The following is a 17,751-nucleotide window of genomic DNA, read 5'->3' on the forward strand; positions in this document are numbered from 1 at the left end:
CCGACCGGCCGCCGCCTCGCACCGCCTAGCCTGGATGTGTGAAGCGTGTGATCGGGGTGGTTCTCGCCGTGGGCGTGGCGGCGCTGCTCATCGTCGCCGTGAGCGATGCCTCGTTCGAGTGGCCGGATGCCAGCCAGCCCGCCGCCCCGGCCGCGAGCGACGGCGGCGAGCGGGAGGGCATCCCGATCCCTGCCGACGCCATCGCGATGCGCGTCGAATCCATCACCGACGGCGACACCCTGAAGCTCTCCACCGACGAGCCCGGCGACCTGGTCACGACGACCCGCCCGATCGCGGTCCGTCTGATCGGCATCGATACGCCCGAGGTCTACCCGCAGCTCGAGTGCTACGGCGCCGAGGCCGAGGATGAGCTCGCACGCCTCGCGCCGCTCGGGTCGACGCTCTGGGTTGCCGCCGATGAGGACAGCTGGGACGACTACGACCGCCGACTGTTCTACCTGTGGACGGAGGGCGGCGAGTTCATCAACCTGGCGCTCGTCGAGGGCGGCTTCGCCGAGGCGATCCGCATCGCGCCGAACGACCGGCACTACGACACGCTGCTCGCAGCCGAGCACGACGCCGCGCGCGCCGGGCTCGGACTGTGGGGTGAATGCGGCACGCCGTAGTCTCGGCGGCCTGCGGTAGCCTTCGCACACCATGCCCGAAGGCGACACCGTCCACCGCAGCGCTCGCGGTCAGCACGCCGCACTCGCGGGCTCCGTGCTCACGGCGAGCGACTTCCGGGTGCCGCGATTCGCCACGCTCGACCTTGCGGGCGAGACCGTCGACGAGGTCGTCGCGGTCGGCAAGCACCTGTTCCACCGGGTGGGCGAGTACAGCATCCACTCGCACCTGAAGATGGAGGGCTCCTGGCAGCTGTACCCGAGGTGGGCTGACGCGGATGCGCATTGGGACCGCCCGGCGCACCTCGCGCGCGCGGTGCTGCGCACCGAGTCGCTCGAGTCCGTGGGATTCGAGCTGGGCACGCTCGAGGTGATGCTGCGCACCGAAGAGAACACCGTCCGGGAGCGCCTCGGCCCCGATCTGCTCGACCCGGACTGGGGCGCGGATCACGCCGCCGAGGCTGCCGCCCGACTCGCGGCGCGGCCCGCAGTTCCGGTCTTCGTCGCGGTGCTCGACCAGCACAACCTCGCGGGCATCGGCAACGTCTACGCGAACGAGCTGTGCTTTCTGCGCGGTGTGCTGCCCACCCGGCCGATGGGCGACACCGACGCGGCCGCGATCGTCGATCTTGCGCGCCGGCTCCTGGTGGCGAATCGCGACCGCACGACCCGCAGCACGACCGGCGACCTGCGTCGCGGCCAGACGACGTGGGTGTATCGACGCGCCGGGCAATCGTGCCGGCGCTGCGGCACGACGATCCACGGCGGCCGGCTCGGACCCGAGGTCTCAGCCGCGCACGCGGAGCAGGACCGCGAGGTCACCTGGTGCCCGCACTGCCAGCGCTGAATCGGTCACAGCAAGCATCCAGCCTGCTCATCGAGTGGGCATAGCGCCCCGCTCGACACTCGTGTCATGACCACTTCACCGAAGTCTGAGACTCCTCCGGAGCCGGAGGAGGCTGCCCCCGCTGCCGAGACCGCGGCCCCCGCCGCCCCGCCAGCACCCGCCGCTGACGCGACCCCCGACGCGCCGGCGACTGCCGCCCCCGCGGCGCCTGCCCGAGCCAAGCCCACCGTCTTGGTGACCTCCCTCATCGCCGCCGCGGCACTCGTCGTCGGCGTCGCCGCCGGCGGCGCCGGCGGCTTCTTCATCGGCACCTCCGCCGCCGACCAGCGTCCGGCCGTGACGGCCGGCGTCGACGCCGGCGAGCGCCCCGCGCTTCCGGATGACGCCGGCGCGGGCGCGGGCGCGGGCGACCGTCCCGGCGAGATGAACGGAGGCCAAGGCGGCCCGGGCTCCGCGCCCGACGCCGACACCGATTCCGACGACAGCTGAGTCGTCGACCCCTCACCCCCTGGCACAAGGCCGGGGCGGCCATCGCCTCATCGGATGGCTGCCCCGGCCTTGCTGTGTCGGGGCAGGATCCGCGGAAGATTGCGGAACGATCACGACGCGGAAGTCGTCGTTGCGCTTTGCTCAGATCACGCGTTATATTTCGTTGCTGCCGAAATCTGAAAGGAGTCAGCTGATGATGATCACCATCACGGGAATCACCCGTCCTCGCACCGCTGGCTTCGTCGGCGTTCTCACGCGCGGCTGACGCGACGCTTCACTCGTCGCCGGTCTCGCGGTGACGACGCTCTCGAAGCCCCCGATCGGGCGACCCTTCGTGGCGCCTCGGTCTCTCGTCCCGTCCACGATCCGTCGATGCGCTCGTCGCTCCGATGAGGTCGCTCCCACCCGCCGCCGTGAGCGGCACCCCGTCGACTGCGCTGCCACGGCGGCAGCGCGACCGATTCTGCGAGGAACACGCATGTCCATCACCACCTCGGCCCCGGCCGAACACATCCACCAGCACCCGCCCCACGCGGAGGCCGCCCCGGCGCGCCTCGACCGACCGGTCCGACGCGTCGGTCTGCTCGACCGCGCGGCGCTGCGCCTCGGCATCCTGCTCATCACCTGGAGCCGACGCCCGTACCGCAGCCGTGAAGAGCAGCGGGCGCGCATCGAGCAGGCACGCGCGACCGAGTCGCGCGAGCTCGCGGCTCAGCGCCTCGCGCTGATGTCATTGCCTCCGCGATGAGGTGCTGCACACCGCGGGCTTCCGCTCCCCCAGCGGGAGCCCGCGGTGTCGCACGCGGCGTGAGCGCCGAATCGACACGCACGCCTCCGCCCGTGCCGCCGCGCTGGTTCCTGCGAGCGGCGTGGGCCGCGCACCGCCGTCGTCATCCGCGAACCGCGCTGATCGGCGCTGGATCGACCACCGAGGCTCGGAGCACGACCTACTTGCCGAACCCCGCCGTCAGGCCTGCGATGAGCTGTCGGCGCCCAAACAGGTAGAGGATGAACAGCGGCAGCGTCGAGAGCACCACGGCTGCGAGAATCCCGGGCACGTTCGTCGTGAACTCACCCTGGAACGCCCAGAGGGAGAGCGGGAGAACGCGCTTCTCCGGACTCTGCGTGAGGATGAGCGGGAACAAGAACGCATTCCAGACGTGAAGCGCGTTGTAGAGCCCGACCGTGACGATCGCCGGGCGCGCCAGCGGCACGACCAGGGTGAACAACATGCGCCAATGCGAGGCGCCGTCGAGTTTCATCGACTCGAACAGCTCGTTCGGGATGTCACGCAGGAAGTTCACGAGAATCAGCACTGTCATGGGGATCGCAAAGCCGATCGACGTCAGCACCAGCGCCGCCAGCGTGTCGTACAGCCCCGCATTCACCATCATGAAGAACAGCGGAATGATCGTGGCCTGCAGCGGGATCGCCAACCCAAGGAGGAACAGGCTGAAGGTGGCCTGGAGGAATCGGGTACGCGAGCGCACCATCGCGTACGCCGCCATCAAGCAGATGAATACCGTCACAGCCACGGACGCAGCGGTGACCGCGACGCTGTTCACGAAGTAGAGGGTGAAGTCACTCTGCAGTACCAGCCCGTACTGCTCGAGCGTGGGGTTGGCGGGCGGAACGAACTGGTTGGCAGAGAAGAACCCTGCCTGTGGTCGAATGCTGGTGATCACGATGTAGTAGATCGGCAGTGCGACGACCACCAGCCAGAGGACGGCGAGTGCCGTCCCGAGGATGTTCGGACGCTGCCTCCCGAGGCCGGCCGGAATCCGACGAGGTGACGTACCCGCGCCGCGGTCAGACGTGATGGCCTGCGACATCGTCGTCATGTCAGACCCCTTCCTGTTGGCTCGTCATCTTGGCGAACCCACTGAGTCGCGTGAGCACGAGCGCGAGCGTCAGCCCGAAGACCGCGAGCAGCACCGCGAGCACACTGGCGTCGCCCATCCGGTTGGCCGAGAACCCCGTGATGTACATCTGAATCGGCAGAATGCGCAGCCCCGAACTGGGCACGCCAGCGGTCAGCACGAAGATCACGTCGAAGTAGGTCAGCGAGCCGACCACCATCAACGTCGACGACGTGATGATCGTGTTGCGGAGTTGTGGCACCGTGACGTTGAAGAACTGCTTGATCGTGCCGGCGCCGTCGAGTTGCGCCGCCTCGTACAAGGAGGCCGGGATCTGCCGAATGCCTCCTTGATACAGGAGCGTGTGGAAGGGGACGAACTGCCAGGCGGTGATGAATACGACCAGGTACAGAACGACGTCCTGGTTGCCCAGCCAGTCCTGCTGCAGGAACGGGAGTCCCGTGGAAGCCCCCAGCCCGAAGTTGGGATCGAGCATCGCTTTGAACGCGATCCCGATCGCCGCCGACGACAGAATGAGCGGCACGAAGAATACCGCCGCCATCGCCGCTCGGTGCCGTTGCGCGCCCGCGACGTAGGCGCCGAGAAGCAGGCTGATCGGCGTCTGCACCATCCACGAGAGGATCACAAGCTTGATGCTCAGCCCGATCGAATCCCAGGTCACGGGGTCGTTCAGGATTCGGTCCCAGTTCTCCAAGCCGACCCACGTCGGGTCACCGATCGCGTTCCAATTGGTGAGGCTGAGATAGAGCACGACGCCGAGCGGAACCACTGCGAAGACGAGGAAGAAGGCCAGGGCAGGCGCGGCCAGCCACCCCGTCGGCCCAACATCGCGACGGGCGATGCTGGGCCGGCGTGGAGAACGCATGGTGGCTACCGCTGTCCGATGGTTGCGTTCATGGCGTCGGAGAACTCCTTCGCCGTGAGCTTTCCGGCAAACAGCAGATCCAGATTGGACAGCAGCGGCGTCGCCTGAGCGGAGGGCAGCTCCTGGTCCCACGAGGCCTGGAAGTTCTTGGACTCCGCCGCAAGGCCGTAGCTGTAGCTCGCGAACGATCCGGACTCGAGGCGGCTTTCGATGCCGGCAATCGGCGGAACGAGGCCCGAGTCGACCATGCGCTGAACGTAGTTCTCATCGAAGACGCCCTCGACGAGATACGCCAGAGCGCTCTCCTGCTCGGACTCGCTCGCGTCGGCGGAGACAGAGAGATAGGTCGAGGGAACTCCCACGACGTTCGACGGATCACCTGTGCCGCCCGCGACCGTCGGGAACGGTGCGAAGCCCAAGTCTGCGGCGGCGAAGTCGGCGGCCTGGTCGCGGAACGTGCCGTAGAGCCAGGCACCCTGGAGCACCATGCCGGCCTTGCCGGTGTAGACGAGCGCCGCATCGGCACCGGAACTGGCTTCGACCGACGCGAAGCTGCTGCCGAACGCACCCGCGTTGACGAGCTCGAGGATCTTCTCGCTGGCATCGAGCACAGCGGGATCGGACCACGCCTCCGGCTCTTCATTGAGCACCGCCTCGAAGACCTCGGGACCGCCGATGCGATCCACCAGGTACTCCATCCACATCATGTTGGTCCACTTCTGCGCACCAGCCAAGGCGATCGGGATGACCCCCGCAGCCTTGAGCTTTTCAACGGCGTCGAGCAGATCATCCCAGGTCTCGGGCACAGCCACACCTGCATCCGCGAGCACCTTCTCGTTGATGTACAGCACGACCGGCGAGACGCCGCTGATCGGCACGGAGTACATCTTGTCGCCGACCATCGTCTGCTCAAGGATCGACGGGAGGAACTTCTCCGAGCTTGTCGACATCGCGTCCGTGAGGTCGAGGATGATGTTCGCCTCGGCGTAGGTCTTCAGGTTGTCTCCACCCCAACTGAAGATCAGGCTCGGCGGTGCACCCGCGGCAATCGCGGTTCGGATCTTGGTCTTGTACTCATCGCCCGGCATGTCAACGGCTTCGATGAGATGGTCGGGGTTCGCCGCGTTCCACTCCTCCAGCGACGGGCTGAGGATCGTGGCGGAGGTGTTGCCGACCGCCCAGATGGTGGCGGCCTCAGTAGATCCGCTGTCGCTGGCGGGGGCGCACCCCGCGAGAGCGATGGCGAGGGCGGCTCCGACCGCGACCGCGGCCTTCGAACGACGACGATCCGCGCCTCTGCGCGACAAGACCGTCTCGGATGTGGACTTCGTGAGCATCATTGCTCCTCTCGATGAAGTGCTGCAGGAGGCTCACACTACGAATGGCCTGTACCGTTCGCAATAATGCGAAGGTTTTCAGAAATTTTTCGGGCGTCTAGCTTCCATTCATCAGATGTGCAGGAGATCTTCCTCTCTGAGGATGGTTTCGTTGACCCTGATTCAGCCCCAATAGCCGCGATTCCTGGTCGAGAAACTTTTGATTCCCTGTCGAAATACGAACTACTGGTCTGACATTCAGTGGCGCGCCATCGCCGGGGGACCCGAGACGTGCCAACGGGTTCGTCGTCGCCTTCTCGCCCGCCGGGCTGATCAGCGCTGGGTCGGAAACCGTCGGCCTGAGACCCGGACGGGGCTGACGCGCACGAAGTTGTGCTTCGGCGCCGGGTTCGCGGGCACCAGCGCGAGCACTCCGCTCGCCTCGATCTCGTCGTCACGGTCGAGACGGTGGGCCACGCCGCGCACGACCACGCTCCACCGCATCGACCCGGTGACCCCGTCGGCCTCGAGGGCGACGCGCGGTTCGGCGGTGAGCTCCCGCAGCTTCTGGCCCGGCGCGGTGCGGAAGACGAGCGTCTCCCCGTCGACGACGTAGTTCACCGGGAAGATGTCGGCGCCCTCCGGCGTCACCACGGCCAGGCGCGCCAGGTCGGCGCCGCGCAGCAGCTCCCAGCAGTCGGGACCGGTGAGCACGCTCGTGACGGCGGAGGCATCTCGGATCGCAGCGTTCATGCACCCAGTTCACCGCGGCACGGCGGATGCGGGCAGTGCCGAACGTCCTGTGGTGAACTCGGAGTATGACGCATCCGTTCTCCAGCCTCGTGTCGATCGGCGACAGCTTCACCGAAGGGGTCGGCGACGAGCTGCCGGACGGCCGCGTGCGCGGCTGGGCAGACCTCGTCGCACTCGGGCTCGCGCAGGCCAGCACCGAGCCGTTCGGCTACGCCAACCTGGCGATCCGCGGCCGCCTGCTGGAGCCCATCGTCACCGAGCAGCTGGATGCGGCGATCGCCCTCGCGCCGAGCCTGATCAGCATCAACGGCGGCGGCAACGACATGCTGCGCCCGCAGTTCACCATCGCCTCGGTGGCCGAGCGCCTGCTCGCCGCCGTCGACCGGGCGCGCGAGGCGGGCATCCACGTGCTGCTGCTGAGCGGCGGCAACCCGAGCCGGCATCTGCCGCTCGGTCGCGGAATCGAACGACGCGGCAACGAGTACGCCGATGCGGTGCTCGCGCACATGCCGCGCGAGGGCGTCACCTTCGTCGACAACTGGCGCGACGAAGAGCTCACCCGGCTCGAGTACTGGTCGGTCGACAAGCTGCACCTCAACCCGGTCGGCCACGCGCGGGTGGCGAGCAACGTGCTGGGCGCTCTCGGCGTCGCCGTGCCCGAGTTCGCCCTCGACGGCGGCGCGCCCGATCAGCGCCCCGGCACCGCGGCCTATTGGCGCGAGTACGTCCTGCCGTGGATCGGCCGCCGACTGCGCGGCACGTCGTCGGGGGACTCCCGCGAGCCGAAGAGCGCGACGCTGCAGCCGGTCACCTTCTGACGCGACGCTCTGATCGGCTACGGCTCGAGAATCCGCTCCAGCAGCCTCAGGCTGTCGGCGATGTCGACCGTGTCGTCCAGGAGCCACTGCGTCTGGAGGCCATCGGACGCGGCGATCACCAGCGCAGCCATCGCCATCGGGTCGACGCCGGCTCGGATCGTGCCGGCCTCCTGCCCGTCGCGGATCAGCCGCGCCAACCGCGCGCGCAGGGCCGCGAATCGGGTGCTGAAGAACTCGCGGGAGTGCGTCTTGTCGGCTTCGAGCGACCCGGCCAGCAGCATCGTGTAGAGCGCGACATACCCCGGAACCACGACGTTCCGCTCGGCGGCGCTCACCATTGACCCCACGACCTCACGGTCGGCGATCGGGTCGGCACGGCGGGCCATCGTTTCCTGGAGCACCGCAACCAGGAGCTCTTCTCGCGAGCCGAAGTAGTGCAGCAGGGCCGCATGGGAGACGCCGATCTTCTCGGCGATGGCGCGCAACGACGTTCCTTCGGCCCCCTTGTCGATGAACACCTCGATCGCCCGATCGAGGATCTCCTGCCGCCGGGCGACGCCCTTCGCGTAGGAGCGCTGCACGCCTTTTTCCGCCACGCTCCCACCCTAGCGATCGAAAACCTCCAGGTGGCGGTTTTCTGCTACCGTCATCCCACGACCCTGAAATCCCACCGAAGGCAGCAGCCCATGCAGACACCCACCATTTCGGCGCAGCTCTGGAGCGTGCGCGACGAGATCACCGCCGATCTCGACGGAGCGCTCGCCCGACTCCGCGCCATCGGCTTCGCGAACGTCGAGGCGTTCGACTTCGTCTCGCGCGCCGAGTCGCTCGCCGCCGCGTTCGCGCGTCACGACATCGCGTGCCCGACAGGTCACGCCTCGCTGGCCTCGGCGACCGAGAACCCCTTCGACGATTCGATCACCGCGCCGACCGCCGACGAGGTGTTCGCCGCGGCGGCGACGCTCGGCATCACCACCGTGTTCGATCCCTTCGTCGCGCCGGAGCGCTGGACCACGCACGCGGAGATCGCGGCCACCGCCGCGGCGCTGAACGCGGCCGCCCAGGTCGGCGCCGCGCACGGCATCGCCGTCGGCTACCACAACCACAACCAGGAGTTCGAGGCCACGATCGACGGGCGGTTCGCTCTCGAGGTGTTCGCCGACCTGCTCGATCCCGCCGTGCAGCTCGAGCTCGACCTGTACTGGGCGACAGCGGGCGGCGCCGACCTCGTCGAGCTTCTGGGCACGCTCGGTGACCGCGTCACGGCACTCCACATCAAAGACGGAACGCTCGACCCGCGTCCCGACCTCGGCTCCCCGCCGACGGACCAGGTCCCGGCCGGCGAAGGCGTGGTGGCACTCGGCGCCGCCCTCGACGCGGCCTCAGCGGCCACGTACGCGATCGTCGAGTTCGATGCCTACCGGGGCGACATCTGGCACGGCATGAAGACCGGCTTCGAGTTCCTGGCGTCGCGAGGGCTCGCCTGATGGCCGCGACGATCTCCGGACGCACCGGAACGGTGGCCGTCGGCCTCATCGGGGCCGGCAACATCAGCGACACCTACCTCGAGAACCTGAACAGCTTCCCCGACATCGAGGTGCTCATCGTCGGGGACCTGCTCCCCGAGCGGGCTCGCGAACAAGCCGAGAAGCACGGCGTCCCCGCGTTCGGCACCGCCGACGATGTGCTGGCGCATCCGGGCGTCGAACTGGTCGTGAACCTGACGCTTCCGGCGTCGCACGCGGCCGTCTCGTCGGCCGCACTCGCCGCCGGCAAGCACGTCTGGAGCGAGAAGCCGATCGGCATCGACCGCGAGAGCGCCTCGGCCCTGCTCGCTCAAGCGGATGCCGCCGGGCTGCGCGTCGGGATCGCCCCCGACACGGTTCTCGGCCCCGGCATCCAGAGCGCCAAACGGGCGATCGACCGCGGCGACATCGGCACGCCGCTGTTCGCGCAGACCGGCATGCAGTACGCCGGCCCGGAGTCGTTCCACCCCAACCCCGGCTTCCTCTTCGCCCACGGTGCGGGCCCGCTCTTCGACATGGGGCCGTACTACTTCACGACCCTCGTGAGCATTCTGGGCCCGGTCGCCGCCGTCGCGGCGCTCGGCATGAAGGCGCGCGAGGAGCGCGAGATCCTCGTCGGCGCGCTCGCCGGAACCACCTTCCCCGTCGAGGTGCCGTCGACCATCTCGGTGCTCGCCGCCTTCGAACGCGGCGCGACCGCGCAGTCGTTCCTGAGCTTCGACTCCCCGCTCACCCGCCAGGGCGTCGTCGAGATCTCCGGCACGGAGGGCACGATCGTCCTGCCCGACCCGAACACCTTCAGCGGCACCACCACGATCATCCGGCCGCGCGAACGCGGCAGCTCCGAGCAGGTCCGCGTCGACGTGATCGAAGAAGGGACGGTCGTGGGTCGCGGACTCGGCGTGCTCGACATGGCGCGCGCGATCCGCGAAGGTCGGCCGCACCGCGCGACCGGCGAACTCGGCTACCACGTGCTCGACATCCTCATGTCGACGTCGGAGGCCGCCGAATCGGGCCGGTTCGTGCCGGTTGAGAGCACCGTCGTGTCGCCCGACGCGATGCCGGTCGACTTCGGCCCGCTCGAGCGGACGCTCTGAACTCGCCGGTCGGCTCAGTGCGACTCGCGACTGACGTCGGGACCGCTGGACCCGATCAGAAAGTCGAGGTCGGCACCGGTGTCGGCCTGCATCACGTGATCGATGTACAGTCGCTCCCAGCCGCGCGCCGGTGACGCATACGCCGCCTCACGGGCGGGAGCCTGCCCGCGGGAGCGCAGCTCGTCGTCGCTGACCGCGAAGCTCAGCTCGCGTGCGGCGACGTCGATCGTCACCAGGTCGCCGGTGCGGATGAGCGCGAGCGGTCCGCCGGCGGCAGCCTCCGGCGCGACGTGCAGGATCACGGTGCCGTAGGCGGTGCCGCTCATGCGAGCGTCGCTGATGCGCACCATGTCACGCACCCCCTGCTCCAGCAGCTTGCGCGGCAGCGGCATGTTGCCGACCTCGGGCATGCCCGGGTAGCCGCGCGGCCCGCAGCCGCGCAGCACCAGCACCGAGTCGGCGGTGACGTCGAGATCGGGGTCATCGATCCGCGCGCGCATGTCTTCGATGCTGTCGAACACCACGGCGGGGCCCGTGTGCTGCAGCAGCGCGGGAGTGGCGGCAGCCGGCTTCACGATCGCGCCGCGGGGTGCCAGGTTGCCGCGGAGCACGGCGATTCCCGCGTTCTGCATGAGCGGAGCGTCGCGAGGCAGGATCACGGTGTCGTCGTAGACGGGCCGGTCGTCGAGCGCATCGACCAGCGGAGCACCGGTGACGGTGATCGGATCGGGCCGCAGAAGGTCCTTGACCTCGGCGAGCGCCGCCAGCACGCCGCCCGCGCGGTAGAGGTCGTCCATCAGGAAGGCGCCGCTCGGCTGCAGGTTCGCCAGCACCGGCACCCCGCGCCCGGCGGCATCGAAGTCGTCGAGCGTGAGGTCGACGCCGAGCCGGCCGGCGATCGCGAGCAGGTGCACGACGGCGTTGGTCGACCCACCGAGCGCGGCGACGGCGACGATCGCGTTGAGGAAGGCATCCCGCGTCATGATCTGGCTCGGGGTGCAGTTCTTCGCGACCATGTCGACGATGAGCTGCCCGGTCTCGTGCGAGAGTGACAGCAGCCGGGAATCCGCCGCGGGGGTGCCCGCGAAGCCGGGGATCGTCATGCCGAGCGCCTCGGCGACGACGGCCATGGTCGAGGCGGTGCCCATCGTGTTGCAGTGCCCCTTGCTGCGGATCATCGACTGCTCCGACTCGATGAACTGGCCGTTGGTGATGGTGCCGGCGCGCGCCTCCTCGCTCAGTCGCCAGACATCGGTGCCGCAGCCGAGCGCCTCGCCCCGGAAGTGGCCGGTGAGCATCGGGCCGCCCGGCACGACGATGGCGGGGATGTCGACGGAGGCGGCCGCCATCAGCAGCGCCGGGATGGTCTTGTCGCAGCCGCCGAGCAGCACCACCCCGTCGATCGGGTTGGCGCGGAACATCTCCTCCATCGCCATCGCCGCCAGGTTGCGCCAGAGCATCGCGGTCGGCTTGACCTGGGTCTCGCCGAGCGAGACGACCGGCAGGTTGTAGGGCACGCCACCCGCGGCCCACACCCCGTTCTTCACGCTCTCGGCCACCTCGCCGAGATGCAGGTTGCAGGGCGTCAGATCGGATGCGGTGTTCGCGATCGCGATCTGCGGCTTGCTGCCGTCGAGGGCGTCGCTCGGGTTGCCGCGCCGCATCCACGCCCGATGGATGTAGGCGTTGCGGTCGCTTCCTCGGTACCAGTCGGCACTGCGGAGGTGATTCACCAGTGAACCTCTTGACTCCAACCGCGCGACGGGTTGGGTAGTGTTCGAGATTATGGCACGCAACGCGGCGGGGCAGACCTGATGCGCGCGCTCGTCGTGACGGCGCCCCGAGAGGCCGCGGTGCTCGAGGTGCCCGATCCCGTCGCCGCGGCGGGGGAACTGCTTGTCGACGTGGAGCGGGTCGGCATCTGCGGCACCGACGTCGAGCTGTACACCGGCGAGATGGCGTACATCGAGCAGGGTCACATGCACTTTCCGCTGCGGCTCGGACACGAATGGACGGGCCGCGTGGTCGGCGTCGGCAGCCGTACCGATGAGGCGTGGCTCGGCACCCGCATCACCGGCGACACCATGCTCGGCTGCGGCCGCTGCGGGTACTGCACCGCCGGAAAGCAGCACGTCTGCCCGGAACGCTTCGAGGTCGGCATCCGCGACGGGTGGGCGGGCGCCCTGGCCGAGAAGGTGCTGATTCCGACGCGGTTCGCGTTCGAGATCCCGTCGCAGGTGAGCCTCGCCGCCGCCGCGCTCGTCGAGCCCGGCGGCAACTCGCTGCGGGCGGCGCGGGCGGCGCGCATCGAGCCCGGCCATCGCGTGCTGGTGCTCGGCTCGGGGACGATCGGCCTGCTCGCCGCCCAGTTCGCCCTCGCCGAGGGGGCGGAGGTTCACGTCGGCGGCGTGCGCGCCGAGTCGCTTGCACTCGCTCGCGCGCTCGGGGTGCCGCACACGCACACGCTCACCGAGCTGGCCGACAGCGACGAGAACCGCTTCGACGCGGTCATCGAGTGCACCAGCAACGAGCGGATGCCCGCGCTGGCCGTGCGCCTCGTGAAACCGGGGGGCCGCGTCGTCTACATCGGGCTGTCGTCCACGGCGAGCCTCGTCGACTCGCGCGCGATCGCCCTGAAGGACGTGGACGTGGTGGGGATCCTGTCGGCGTCACCCGGGCTGGCGGGGGCGATCGAGGCCTTCGCGAGCGGGGTTGTCGTCCCCGACGCGATCGTCAGCGAGGTTGTCACCCTGGCCGAGGTGCCGGACCGGCTGGAGGGGCGGCGCGGCGCAGACGCGGGGCCCGGCCCCAAGGTGCACGTCGACCCGCGTCTCTAATCCGCAGCCCCTCGACGCTCACGCGCCCGCGCGACAACCTGCCCCCGTGCCGAGTCGGGGAAGCGCGCCAGCATCTGGCGCACCTCCTCGGCCTCGACATGCGCGCCGAACAGCTCGGTGTGCGGCTCGAAGCGCACCCCCTCGGCGAGCGGTCCGGCGACGACCGGATCGAAACCGAGGTCATCGACCAGTCGAGCGACCGTCGCCAGGTCGGCGGGGTCATCCCCCGCGATCGCAATCGCCTTGCGGCCGGGCGCGCCCGGTGGCCGCGGCTCTTCGTCGAGGTCGTGATAGCCCATGTGGTTGAGCGCCTTGACGACGCGCGAGCGCGCCAGGAAGCGCTGCACGATCTCGCTCGACGAGGTGGTCGGGTCGTTGAGGTCGTCACGGATGCCGTCGACCTCCCACCAGTAGTTCATGGCGTCGACCACGAGCTTGCCGGCGAGCTCGTCCACCGGCAGCGCGGTGTGCTTGCCGAGCGGCAGCGCCAGGACCACCAGGTCGGCGCGTGCCGCCGCATCCGCCGCCGTCGTCGCGACGGCGCCCGGGGCGAGCACCTCGATGATCAGCCGGATGCGGCCCGGATCTCCCGACCCGGCGATCAGCACCTCGTAGCCGGCATCGCGCGCGAGCCGGGCGAGCACGGTGCCGACCTTGCCCGCGCCGAGGATGGCGAGGGTGGGCTGGGGCATGAGTTCAGCGTAGGGAACTGAGCGGGTCGGGTGCAGGCTGCCGCGTCGCGGGTGCGCCTCGCGCGTCGCGCCCTCGCGCCGGCTCAGGCCTGAGGCAGGCCCCGACGCGAACGCGTCAGCGCGAACAGCATCCCGACCGCGATGAGCAGAAGCGCGATCGCGGCCGTTCCCGCGGCGACGCCACCGTCGGCACCGGTCGCCGCCAGTTCGGGCTCCGCCGCATCGTCGACCTCGCCCGCGCCCGCGTCCGACCCCAGCGCGATGCTGCCAGCCGGGCCCCAGAGCTCGAATAGGGCGCTCATCGGCGTCGGGGTCCAGGAGATGTCCGAGACGCCCGACCAGGGCGAAAACCGGCCGTTCGCCCAGTCGTCGCTGCTCGTCGAGCGGTAGGTGGTCACGACGAGGGTGTAGCTGCCGGCGGTCAGGGACGACACGAACTCGGGGGCCTGGTCATCGGAGATGTAGTCGACCCCGCCGTTCACGAACGAGACGTTGTCGAGGTCGCGATCGTCGTTGCAGTCGACCAGGTTGTCGGCCGGGTTCTCGGGATCGAAGCTCGTGTACACCGCGAGGAAGAGGTCCTGGGAGGGGTAGTAGGGCTGACCCCACTGGACATCCTCGTCGACCGGGGTGACGTCGATCACCCGGAAGGTGAAGTCGCCGTCGGTCGAGATGACGATCGGGAGCGCCTGATACGGGTGGTACCCGGCCTCCATCTCGCAGTCAGCGAAGCCGCCGAGGTCGACATCGTCGCCGGCAAGGTCGACGTCGACCGCGAAGTCGTCGATCACGACCGGCATGTCGACGCTCGTCGTGACGATCAACGACCCGGTCGGGTCGGCGCCCGGAGTCGCGAAGTAGACGTCGATGTCGATGTCGTCGCCGCCGAACGCGACCTCGATGTCGACCTCGTCGTCGACGGTGAAGGTGAAGCTCGACGCACCACTGGGCACGACGAACGAGTTGACGGGCGTCGCCTCGCCGGGAACCGTCATGGCGCCGAGCGCATCCTGGTCTTCGACGGTCCAGTCCTCGCAGTTGAGGAGGGCGATCGTGAGCGTCTCGCCGGGGAGGATCACCTGGTTGTCGCCGTCGCCTTCTCCGACCGCGCAATCCACGGTGATGGAGGTGCGGGTGTCGGTCGGGCCGCCGAGGGCGACCGCGGCGGAGACGCCGCCAGCAACGACGAGGCCAGCGGCGAGCGCGCCGATGAGAAGGGAATTTCGGACGCGCAGCATCGAGTCTCCAGAAGTCAGGGGGTCGGGCCAGCGTAGCGGGATGCGGGCGAGGCGGGTGCCCCCGCGCGGCGTGGCGGGCGCGCGCGGGCGCGCACCCGCCTGACCCCTTGCGCGCCGCCAAGCCGAGGCGTATCGTACAACCAAATGGTTGTAGAACTTGAACTCTCCGACGACGACGTGAACCGCATCTTCCGGGCTCTCGCCGACGCAACGCGACGCGACATCGTGCGCCGAACGCTCGTTGCCGAGGTCTCGGTGTCGCAGCTCGCAGACGCGTACGCCATGTCATTCGCCGCAGTTCAGAAGCACGTCGCCGTGCTGGAGGAGGCGAGGCTCGTGACCAAGGAACCGCGCGGCCGAGAGCGGATGGTGCGGGGCAACCCCGACCGGATCCGCCAAGCGCAGCGCCTGCTCACCCAGTTCGAAGAACTCTGGCGCTCGAGGATCGACCGCCTCGACGCGCTGCTCGAAGAAGACCACCACAACTAGAAGGAGCGATCATGCCTGTCACCTCCGTCGAGAAAGACCTCGACACGCTCACCCTCACCATCGTCGCGGAGTTCGCGGCACCCCTTCCCCGACTGTGGGATGCCTACGTCGACCCGCGTCAGATCGAACGCTTCTGGGGCCCTCCGACGTATCCCGCGACCTTCCTGCGTCACGACGCCGCGGTGGGCGGCCGCAGCCTCTACAAGATGACCGGCCCGGATGGCGACGAGCACTTCGGCTTCTGGGAATGGAAGGAGGTCAACGCTCCGGCATCCTTCGCCGTCGTCGACGGGTTCGCCGACGAGACCGGCGCACCCAACACCGAGTTGCCGACGATGCGGGTGACCTTCGCCTTCGACGCGACCGACACCGGCTCGCGCCTGACCACCGTCACGAGCTTCGACACCCTGGAACAGCTCGACCAGCTCCTCGCCATGGGAATGCTCGAGGGCACGAAGCAGGCCATGGCGCAGATTGACGACGTGCTCGCCGACCTCGCCGCCTTCGCCTCCGACCGAGCCGTGGAGGCGCAGATGCTCGGCGACACCCAGGTGCGGGTGTCTCGCGTCATCCGCGGAACCGTCGAGCAGGTCTGGCACGCGCACAACGACGCCGAGCTCATGAAGAAGTGGCTGCTCGGCCCCGACGGCTGGACCATGCCCGTCTGCGAGATCGCCACGGCGGTCGGCGACAGCTATCGCTACGTCTGGGAGCCGGACGGTGGCGGCGAGGGATTCGGCTTCACCGGCGAGCTGCTTGAGTCGGAGGCACCCTATCGCGCGGTGACCACCGAGGCGATGATCGGCATGGACTTCCCCGCGACCCTCAACGAGCTCACTCTCACGCCCGTCGCGGGAGGCACGCTGTTGTCGATCGTCATCACCTACGCGGATGCGGCGCAGCGCGACGCGGTGCTCGCGACCGGCATGACCGGCGGCATGGAGACCAGCTATGCGCGGCTCGAGGGTCTGTTGGAGTCGGTCACGGCGTAGGCCTTCGAGCGGGCCACGGTCGGCCCCGCGAGAGATGCGGGGCCAGATCGAGACCCTTGCCGGTTGCGACAGATCGCCCCCGGAACCGGAAAAGCCCTCGAACCGAGAGATTCGAGGGCTTTTCTGTGTCCTGATGTAAGACAGTGGCGGTACCGGTGGGATTTGAACCCACGGTGGGTTTAAGGCCCACACAACTTTTCGAGAGTTGCACCTTCGGCCGCTCGGACACGGTACCGCCGACCATCCTAACGCAGGGTGACGGTCATGCCGAATCGTGCTTGACGCATCCATTGAAGCCGTCTAACCTCGTATTCAACCGAACAGTTGAATAAGGAGATGATGGGCGACAGCGAGGCGAACGACCAGCTCGACCGGGCCTTCATGGCCCTGGCCGATCCGGTCAGGCGCAGCATCATCGCGCGGCTGAGTCGCGGGCCGGCCACGGTCAACGAACTCGCCGAGCCCTTCGCCATCACGGTGCAGGCCGTCTCGAAGCACATCGCTGTTCTCGAGCAGGCCGGGCTCGTGACGAGGACACGGGATGCCCAACGGCGCCCCGTGCACCTCGACCCCGCGGCCCTCGAGCGCCTCACGGCGTGGATCGACCGCTACCGCCTCGACACCGAACGCCAGTACCGCGCACTCGACGGGGTCCTGGCGCAGCTGACCGACACCTCCAACGCCGACACGACCGAAACACCAGGAGAGAAGCCATGAGCAACGCACTGACCGTCAACGCGCCCGAAGGCCTGCCCTTCGTCATGTTCGAGCGCGAGTTCGACGCCCCCGTTGCGGCGGTGTTCCGCGCGCACCAAGACCCCGAGCTCGCGAAGCAGTGGCTTGCGCCGGAAGGCTACGAGATGGTCATCGACCGCTACGACTTCGTCACCGGTGGCGGCTACCGCTACCAGCACAAGAACGACGGCGAGGAGTACGGCTTCAATGGCGTCTATCACGTGGTGCGCGAGAACGACCTCACGATTCAGACCTTCGAATTCGAAGGCTTTCCCGACGTCGTCACCATCGAGACCAACCGATTCATCGACCTCGGCAACGGCCGCACCCGGATCGAAGGGCAGTCGACATTCCCCAGCCTCGAAGCGCGCGACGGCATGATCGACAGCGGCATGGAGGTCGGAATGGTGGAGTCCTACGACAAGCTCGACGGGGTGCTCGCCGCCGGCTGATCCGCGCCGCACATCCGCCGTCCCGGGGCCACCCGCGCATCCGCCGCCGCGTCCGCTGCCCCGTTGACGAAATGCAGGAGAAATGGGGATGCGGGCGCAGCT

Annotated in this window: 20 protein-coding genes and 1 tRNA gene; 12 read left to right on the top strand and 9 right to left on the bottom strand. The window is 68.8% G+C overall.

Annotated elements, in window-relative coordinates; genetic code table 11:
- Positions 1–38 precede the first annotated feature (38 nt).
- The 4 genes from ACR3ZA_RS06960 to ACR3ZA_RS06975 all read left to right on the top strand — a co-directional run bounded on the left by ACR3ZA_RS06960 (position 39) and on the right by ACR3ZA_RS06975 (position 2,707).
- Entirely contained in the window at positions 39–626 is a 588-nt protein-coding gene (locus tag ACR3ZA_RS06960; RefSeq protein WP_473661271.1) for a thermonuclease family protein, read from the top strand.
- A gap of 31 nt (positions 627–657) precedes the next feature.
- Positions 658–1,470 (top strand): DNA-formamidopyrimidine glycosylase family protein, encoded by an 813-nt coding sequence (locus ACR3ZA_RS06965; RefSeq protein WP_473661272.1) that lies wholly within the window; start codon positions 658–660, stop codon positions 1,468–1,470.
- A 66-nt stretch (positions 1,471–1,536) separates the two neighbouring features.
- Positions 1,537–1,959, top strand: a complete 423-nt coding sequence (locus tag ACR3ZA_RS06970; protein ID WP_473661273.1) for a hypothetical protein — start codon at positions 1,537–1,539, stop codon at positions 1,957–1,959.
- Positions 1,960–2,437: 478 nt separating this feature from the next.
- Positions 2,438–2,707, top strand: coding sequence for a hypothetical protein (locus ACR3ZA_RS06975; protein ID WP_473661274.1), 270 nt, complete (start codon positions 2,438–2,440; stop codon positions 2,705–2,707).
- A 199-nt stretch (positions 2,708–2,906) separates the two neighbouring features.
- On the opposite strand, the gene ACR3ZA_RS06980 is transcribed toward ACR3ZA_RS06975, so the two are convergent.
- From ACR3ZA_RS06980 to ACR3ZA_RS06995, 4 genes are all read right to left on the bottom strand, one after another.
- Positions 2,907–3,800 carry an ABC transporter permease subunit gene (locus ACR3ZA_RS06980; RefSeq protein WP_473661275.1) on the bottom strand — a complete coding sequence of 298 codons (894 nt, stop codon included), beginning with the start codon at positions 3,798–3,800 and terminating at the stop codon, positions 2,907–2,909.
- Position 3,801: 1 nt separating this feature from the next.
- Positions 3,802–4,704 carry an ABC transporter permease subunit gene (locus ACR3ZA_RS06985; RefSeq protein ID WP_473661276.1) on the bottom strand — a complete coding sequence of 301 codons (903 nt, stop codon included), beginning with the start codon at positions 4,702–4,704 and terminating at the stop codon, positions 3,802–3,804.
- A 5-nt stretch (positions 4,705–4,709) separates the two neighbouring features.
- On the bottom strand, positions 4,710–6,044 hold the full coding sequence (locus ACR3ZA_RS06990; RefSeq protein ID WP_473661277.1) for an extracellular solute-binding protein: 1,335 nt from the start codon (positions 6,042–6,044) through the stop codon (positions 4,710–4,712).
- A gap of 309 nt (positions 6,045–6,353) precedes the next feature.
- Positions 6,354–6,773 carry a pyridoxamine 5'-phosphate oxidase family protein gene (locus tag ACR3ZA_RS06995; protein ID WP_473661278.1) on the bottom strand — a complete coding sequence of 140 codons (420 nt, stop codon included), beginning with the start codon at positions 6,771–6,773 and terminating at the stop codon, positions 6,354–6,356.
- Between the two features lie 65 nt (positions 6,774–6,838).
- Between ACR3ZA_RS06995 and ACR3ZA_RS07000 the strand changes: the two genes are divergently transcribed.
- On the top strand, positions 6,839–7,591 hold the full coding sequence (locus ACR3ZA_RS07000) for a GDSL-type esterase/lipase family protein (RefSeq protein WP_473661279.1): 753 nt from the start codon (positions 6,839–6,841) through the stop codon (positions 7,589–7,591).
- Positions 7,592–7,608: 17 nt separating this feature from the next.
- On the opposite strand, the gene ACR3ZA_RS07005 is transcribed toward ACR3ZA_RS07000, so the two are convergent.
- Positions 7,609–8,187 (bottom strand): TetR family transcriptional regulator, encoded by a 579-nt coding sequence (locus ACR3ZA_RS07005; protein WP_473661280.1) that lies wholly within the window; start codon positions 8,185–8,187, stop codon positions 7,609–7,611.
- Between the two features lie 90 nt (positions 8,188–8,277).
- Here ACR3ZA_RS07005 and ACR3ZA_RS07010 point away from each other — a divergent pair, with 90 nt between their 5' ends.
- Both ACR3ZA_RS07010 and ACR3ZA_RS07015 read left to right on the top strand, forming a co-directional pair.
- Positions 8,278–9,078, top strand: coding sequence for a TIM barrel protein (locus tag ACR3ZA_RS07010; RefSeq protein WP_473661281.1), 801 nt, complete (start codon positions 8,278–8,280; stop codon positions 9,076–9,078).
- Positions 9,078–10,214 (top strand): Gfo/Idh/MocA family protein, encoded by a 1,137-nt coding sequence (locus tag ACR3ZA_RS07015; protein WP_473661282.1) that lies wholly within the window; start codon positions 9,078–9,080, stop codon positions 10,212–10,214. Before ACR3ZA_RS07010 ends, ACR3ZA_RS07015 begins: the two co-directional genes overlap by 1 nt.
- A 14-nt stretch (positions 10,215–10,228) precedes the next feature.
- On the opposite strand, the gene ACR3ZA_RS07020 is transcribed toward ACR3ZA_RS07015, so the two are convergent.
- On the bottom strand, positions 10,229–11,947 hold the full coding sequence (locus ACR3ZA_RS07020) for a dihydroxy-acid dehydratase (RefSeq protein WP_473661283.1): 1,719 nt from the start codon (positions 11,945–11,947) through the stop codon (positions 10,229–10,231).
- An 81-nt stretch (positions 11,948–12,028) separates the two neighbouring features.
- On the opposite strand from ACR3ZA_RS07020, the gene ACR3ZA_RS07025 reads away from it, so the two are divergent.
- Positions 12,029–13,051 (top strand): alcohol dehydrogenase catalytic domain-containing protein, encoded by a 1,023-nt coding sequence (locus tag ACR3ZA_RS07025; RefSeq protein WP_473661284.1) that lies wholly within the window; start codon positions 12,029–12,031, stop codon positions 13,049–13,051.
- Here the strand turns inward: ACR3ZA_RS07025 and ACR3ZA_RS07030 are convergent.
- Both ACR3ZA_RS07030 and ACR3ZA_RS07035 read right to left on the bottom strand, forming a co-directional pair.
- Positions 13,048–13,743 carry an NAD(P)-binding domain-containing protein gene (locus ACR3ZA_RS07030; protein ID WP_473661285.1) on the bottom strand — a complete coding sequence of 232 codons (696 nt, stop codon included), beginning with the start codon at positions 13,741–13,743 and terminating at the stop codon, positions 13,048–13,050. The genes ACR3ZA_RS07025 and ACR3ZA_RS07030 overlap by 4 nt on opposite strands.
- Positions 13,744–13,826: 83 nt before the next feature.
- Positions 13,827–14,981, bottom strand: a complete 1,155-nt coding sequence (locus tag ACR3ZA_RS07035; RefSeq protein WP_473661286.1) for a hypothetical protein — start codon at positions 14,979–14,981, stop codon at positions 13,827–13,829.
- Positions 14,982–15,125: 144 nt separating this feature from the next.
- Between ACR3ZA_RS07035 and ACR3ZA_RS07040 the strand changes: the two genes are divergently transcribed.
- Positions 15,126–15,470, top strand: a complete 345-nt coding sequence (locus ACR3ZA_RS07040; RefSeq protein ID WP_473661287.1) for a metalloregulator ArsR/SmtB family transcription factor — start codon at positions 15,126–15,128, stop codon at positions 15,468–15,470.
- Positions 15,471–15,481: 11 nt separating this feature from the next.
- The gene (locus tag ACR3ZA_RS07045; protein ID WP_473661288.1) at positions 15,482–16,462 is read left to right on the top strand and encodes an SRPBCC domain-containing protein; all 981 of its coding nucleotides are present in this window, start codon (positions 15,482–15,484) and stop codon (positions 16,460–16,462) included.
- A gap of 144 nt (positions 16,463–16,606) precedes the next feature.
- On the opposite strand, the gene ACR3ZA_RS07050 is transcribed toward ACR3ZA_RS07045, so the two are convergent.
- A tRNA-Ser gene (locus ACR3ZA_RS07050) sits at positions 16,607–16,697 on the bottom strand.
- Between the two features lie 101 nt (positions 16,698–16,798).
- Between ACR3ZA_RS07050 and ACR3ZA_RS07055 the strand changes: the two genes are divergently transcribed.
- Together ACR3ZA_RS07055 and ACR3ZA_RS07060 are read left to right on the top strand one after the other, a co-directional pair.
- Positions 16,799–17,179, top strand: a complete 381-nt coding sequence (locus tag ACR3ZA_RS07055; protein ID WP_473661289.1) for a metalloregulator ArsR/SmtB family transcription factor — start codon at positions 16,799–16,801, stop codon at positions 17,177–17,179.
- Positions 17,176–17,649 (top strand): SRPBCC domain-containing protein, encoded by a 474-nt coding sequence (locus ACR3ZA_RS07060; RefSeq protein ID WP_473661290.1) that lies wholly within the window; start codon positions 17,176–17,178, stop codon positions 17,647–17,649. The genes ACR3ZA_RS07055 and ACR3ZA_RS07060 overlap by 4 nt, the downstream gene beginning before the upstream one ends.
- Positions 17,650–17,751: the final 102 nt, after the last annotated feature.

Source organism: Herbiconiux sp. J20-20 (assembly GCF_057365085.1).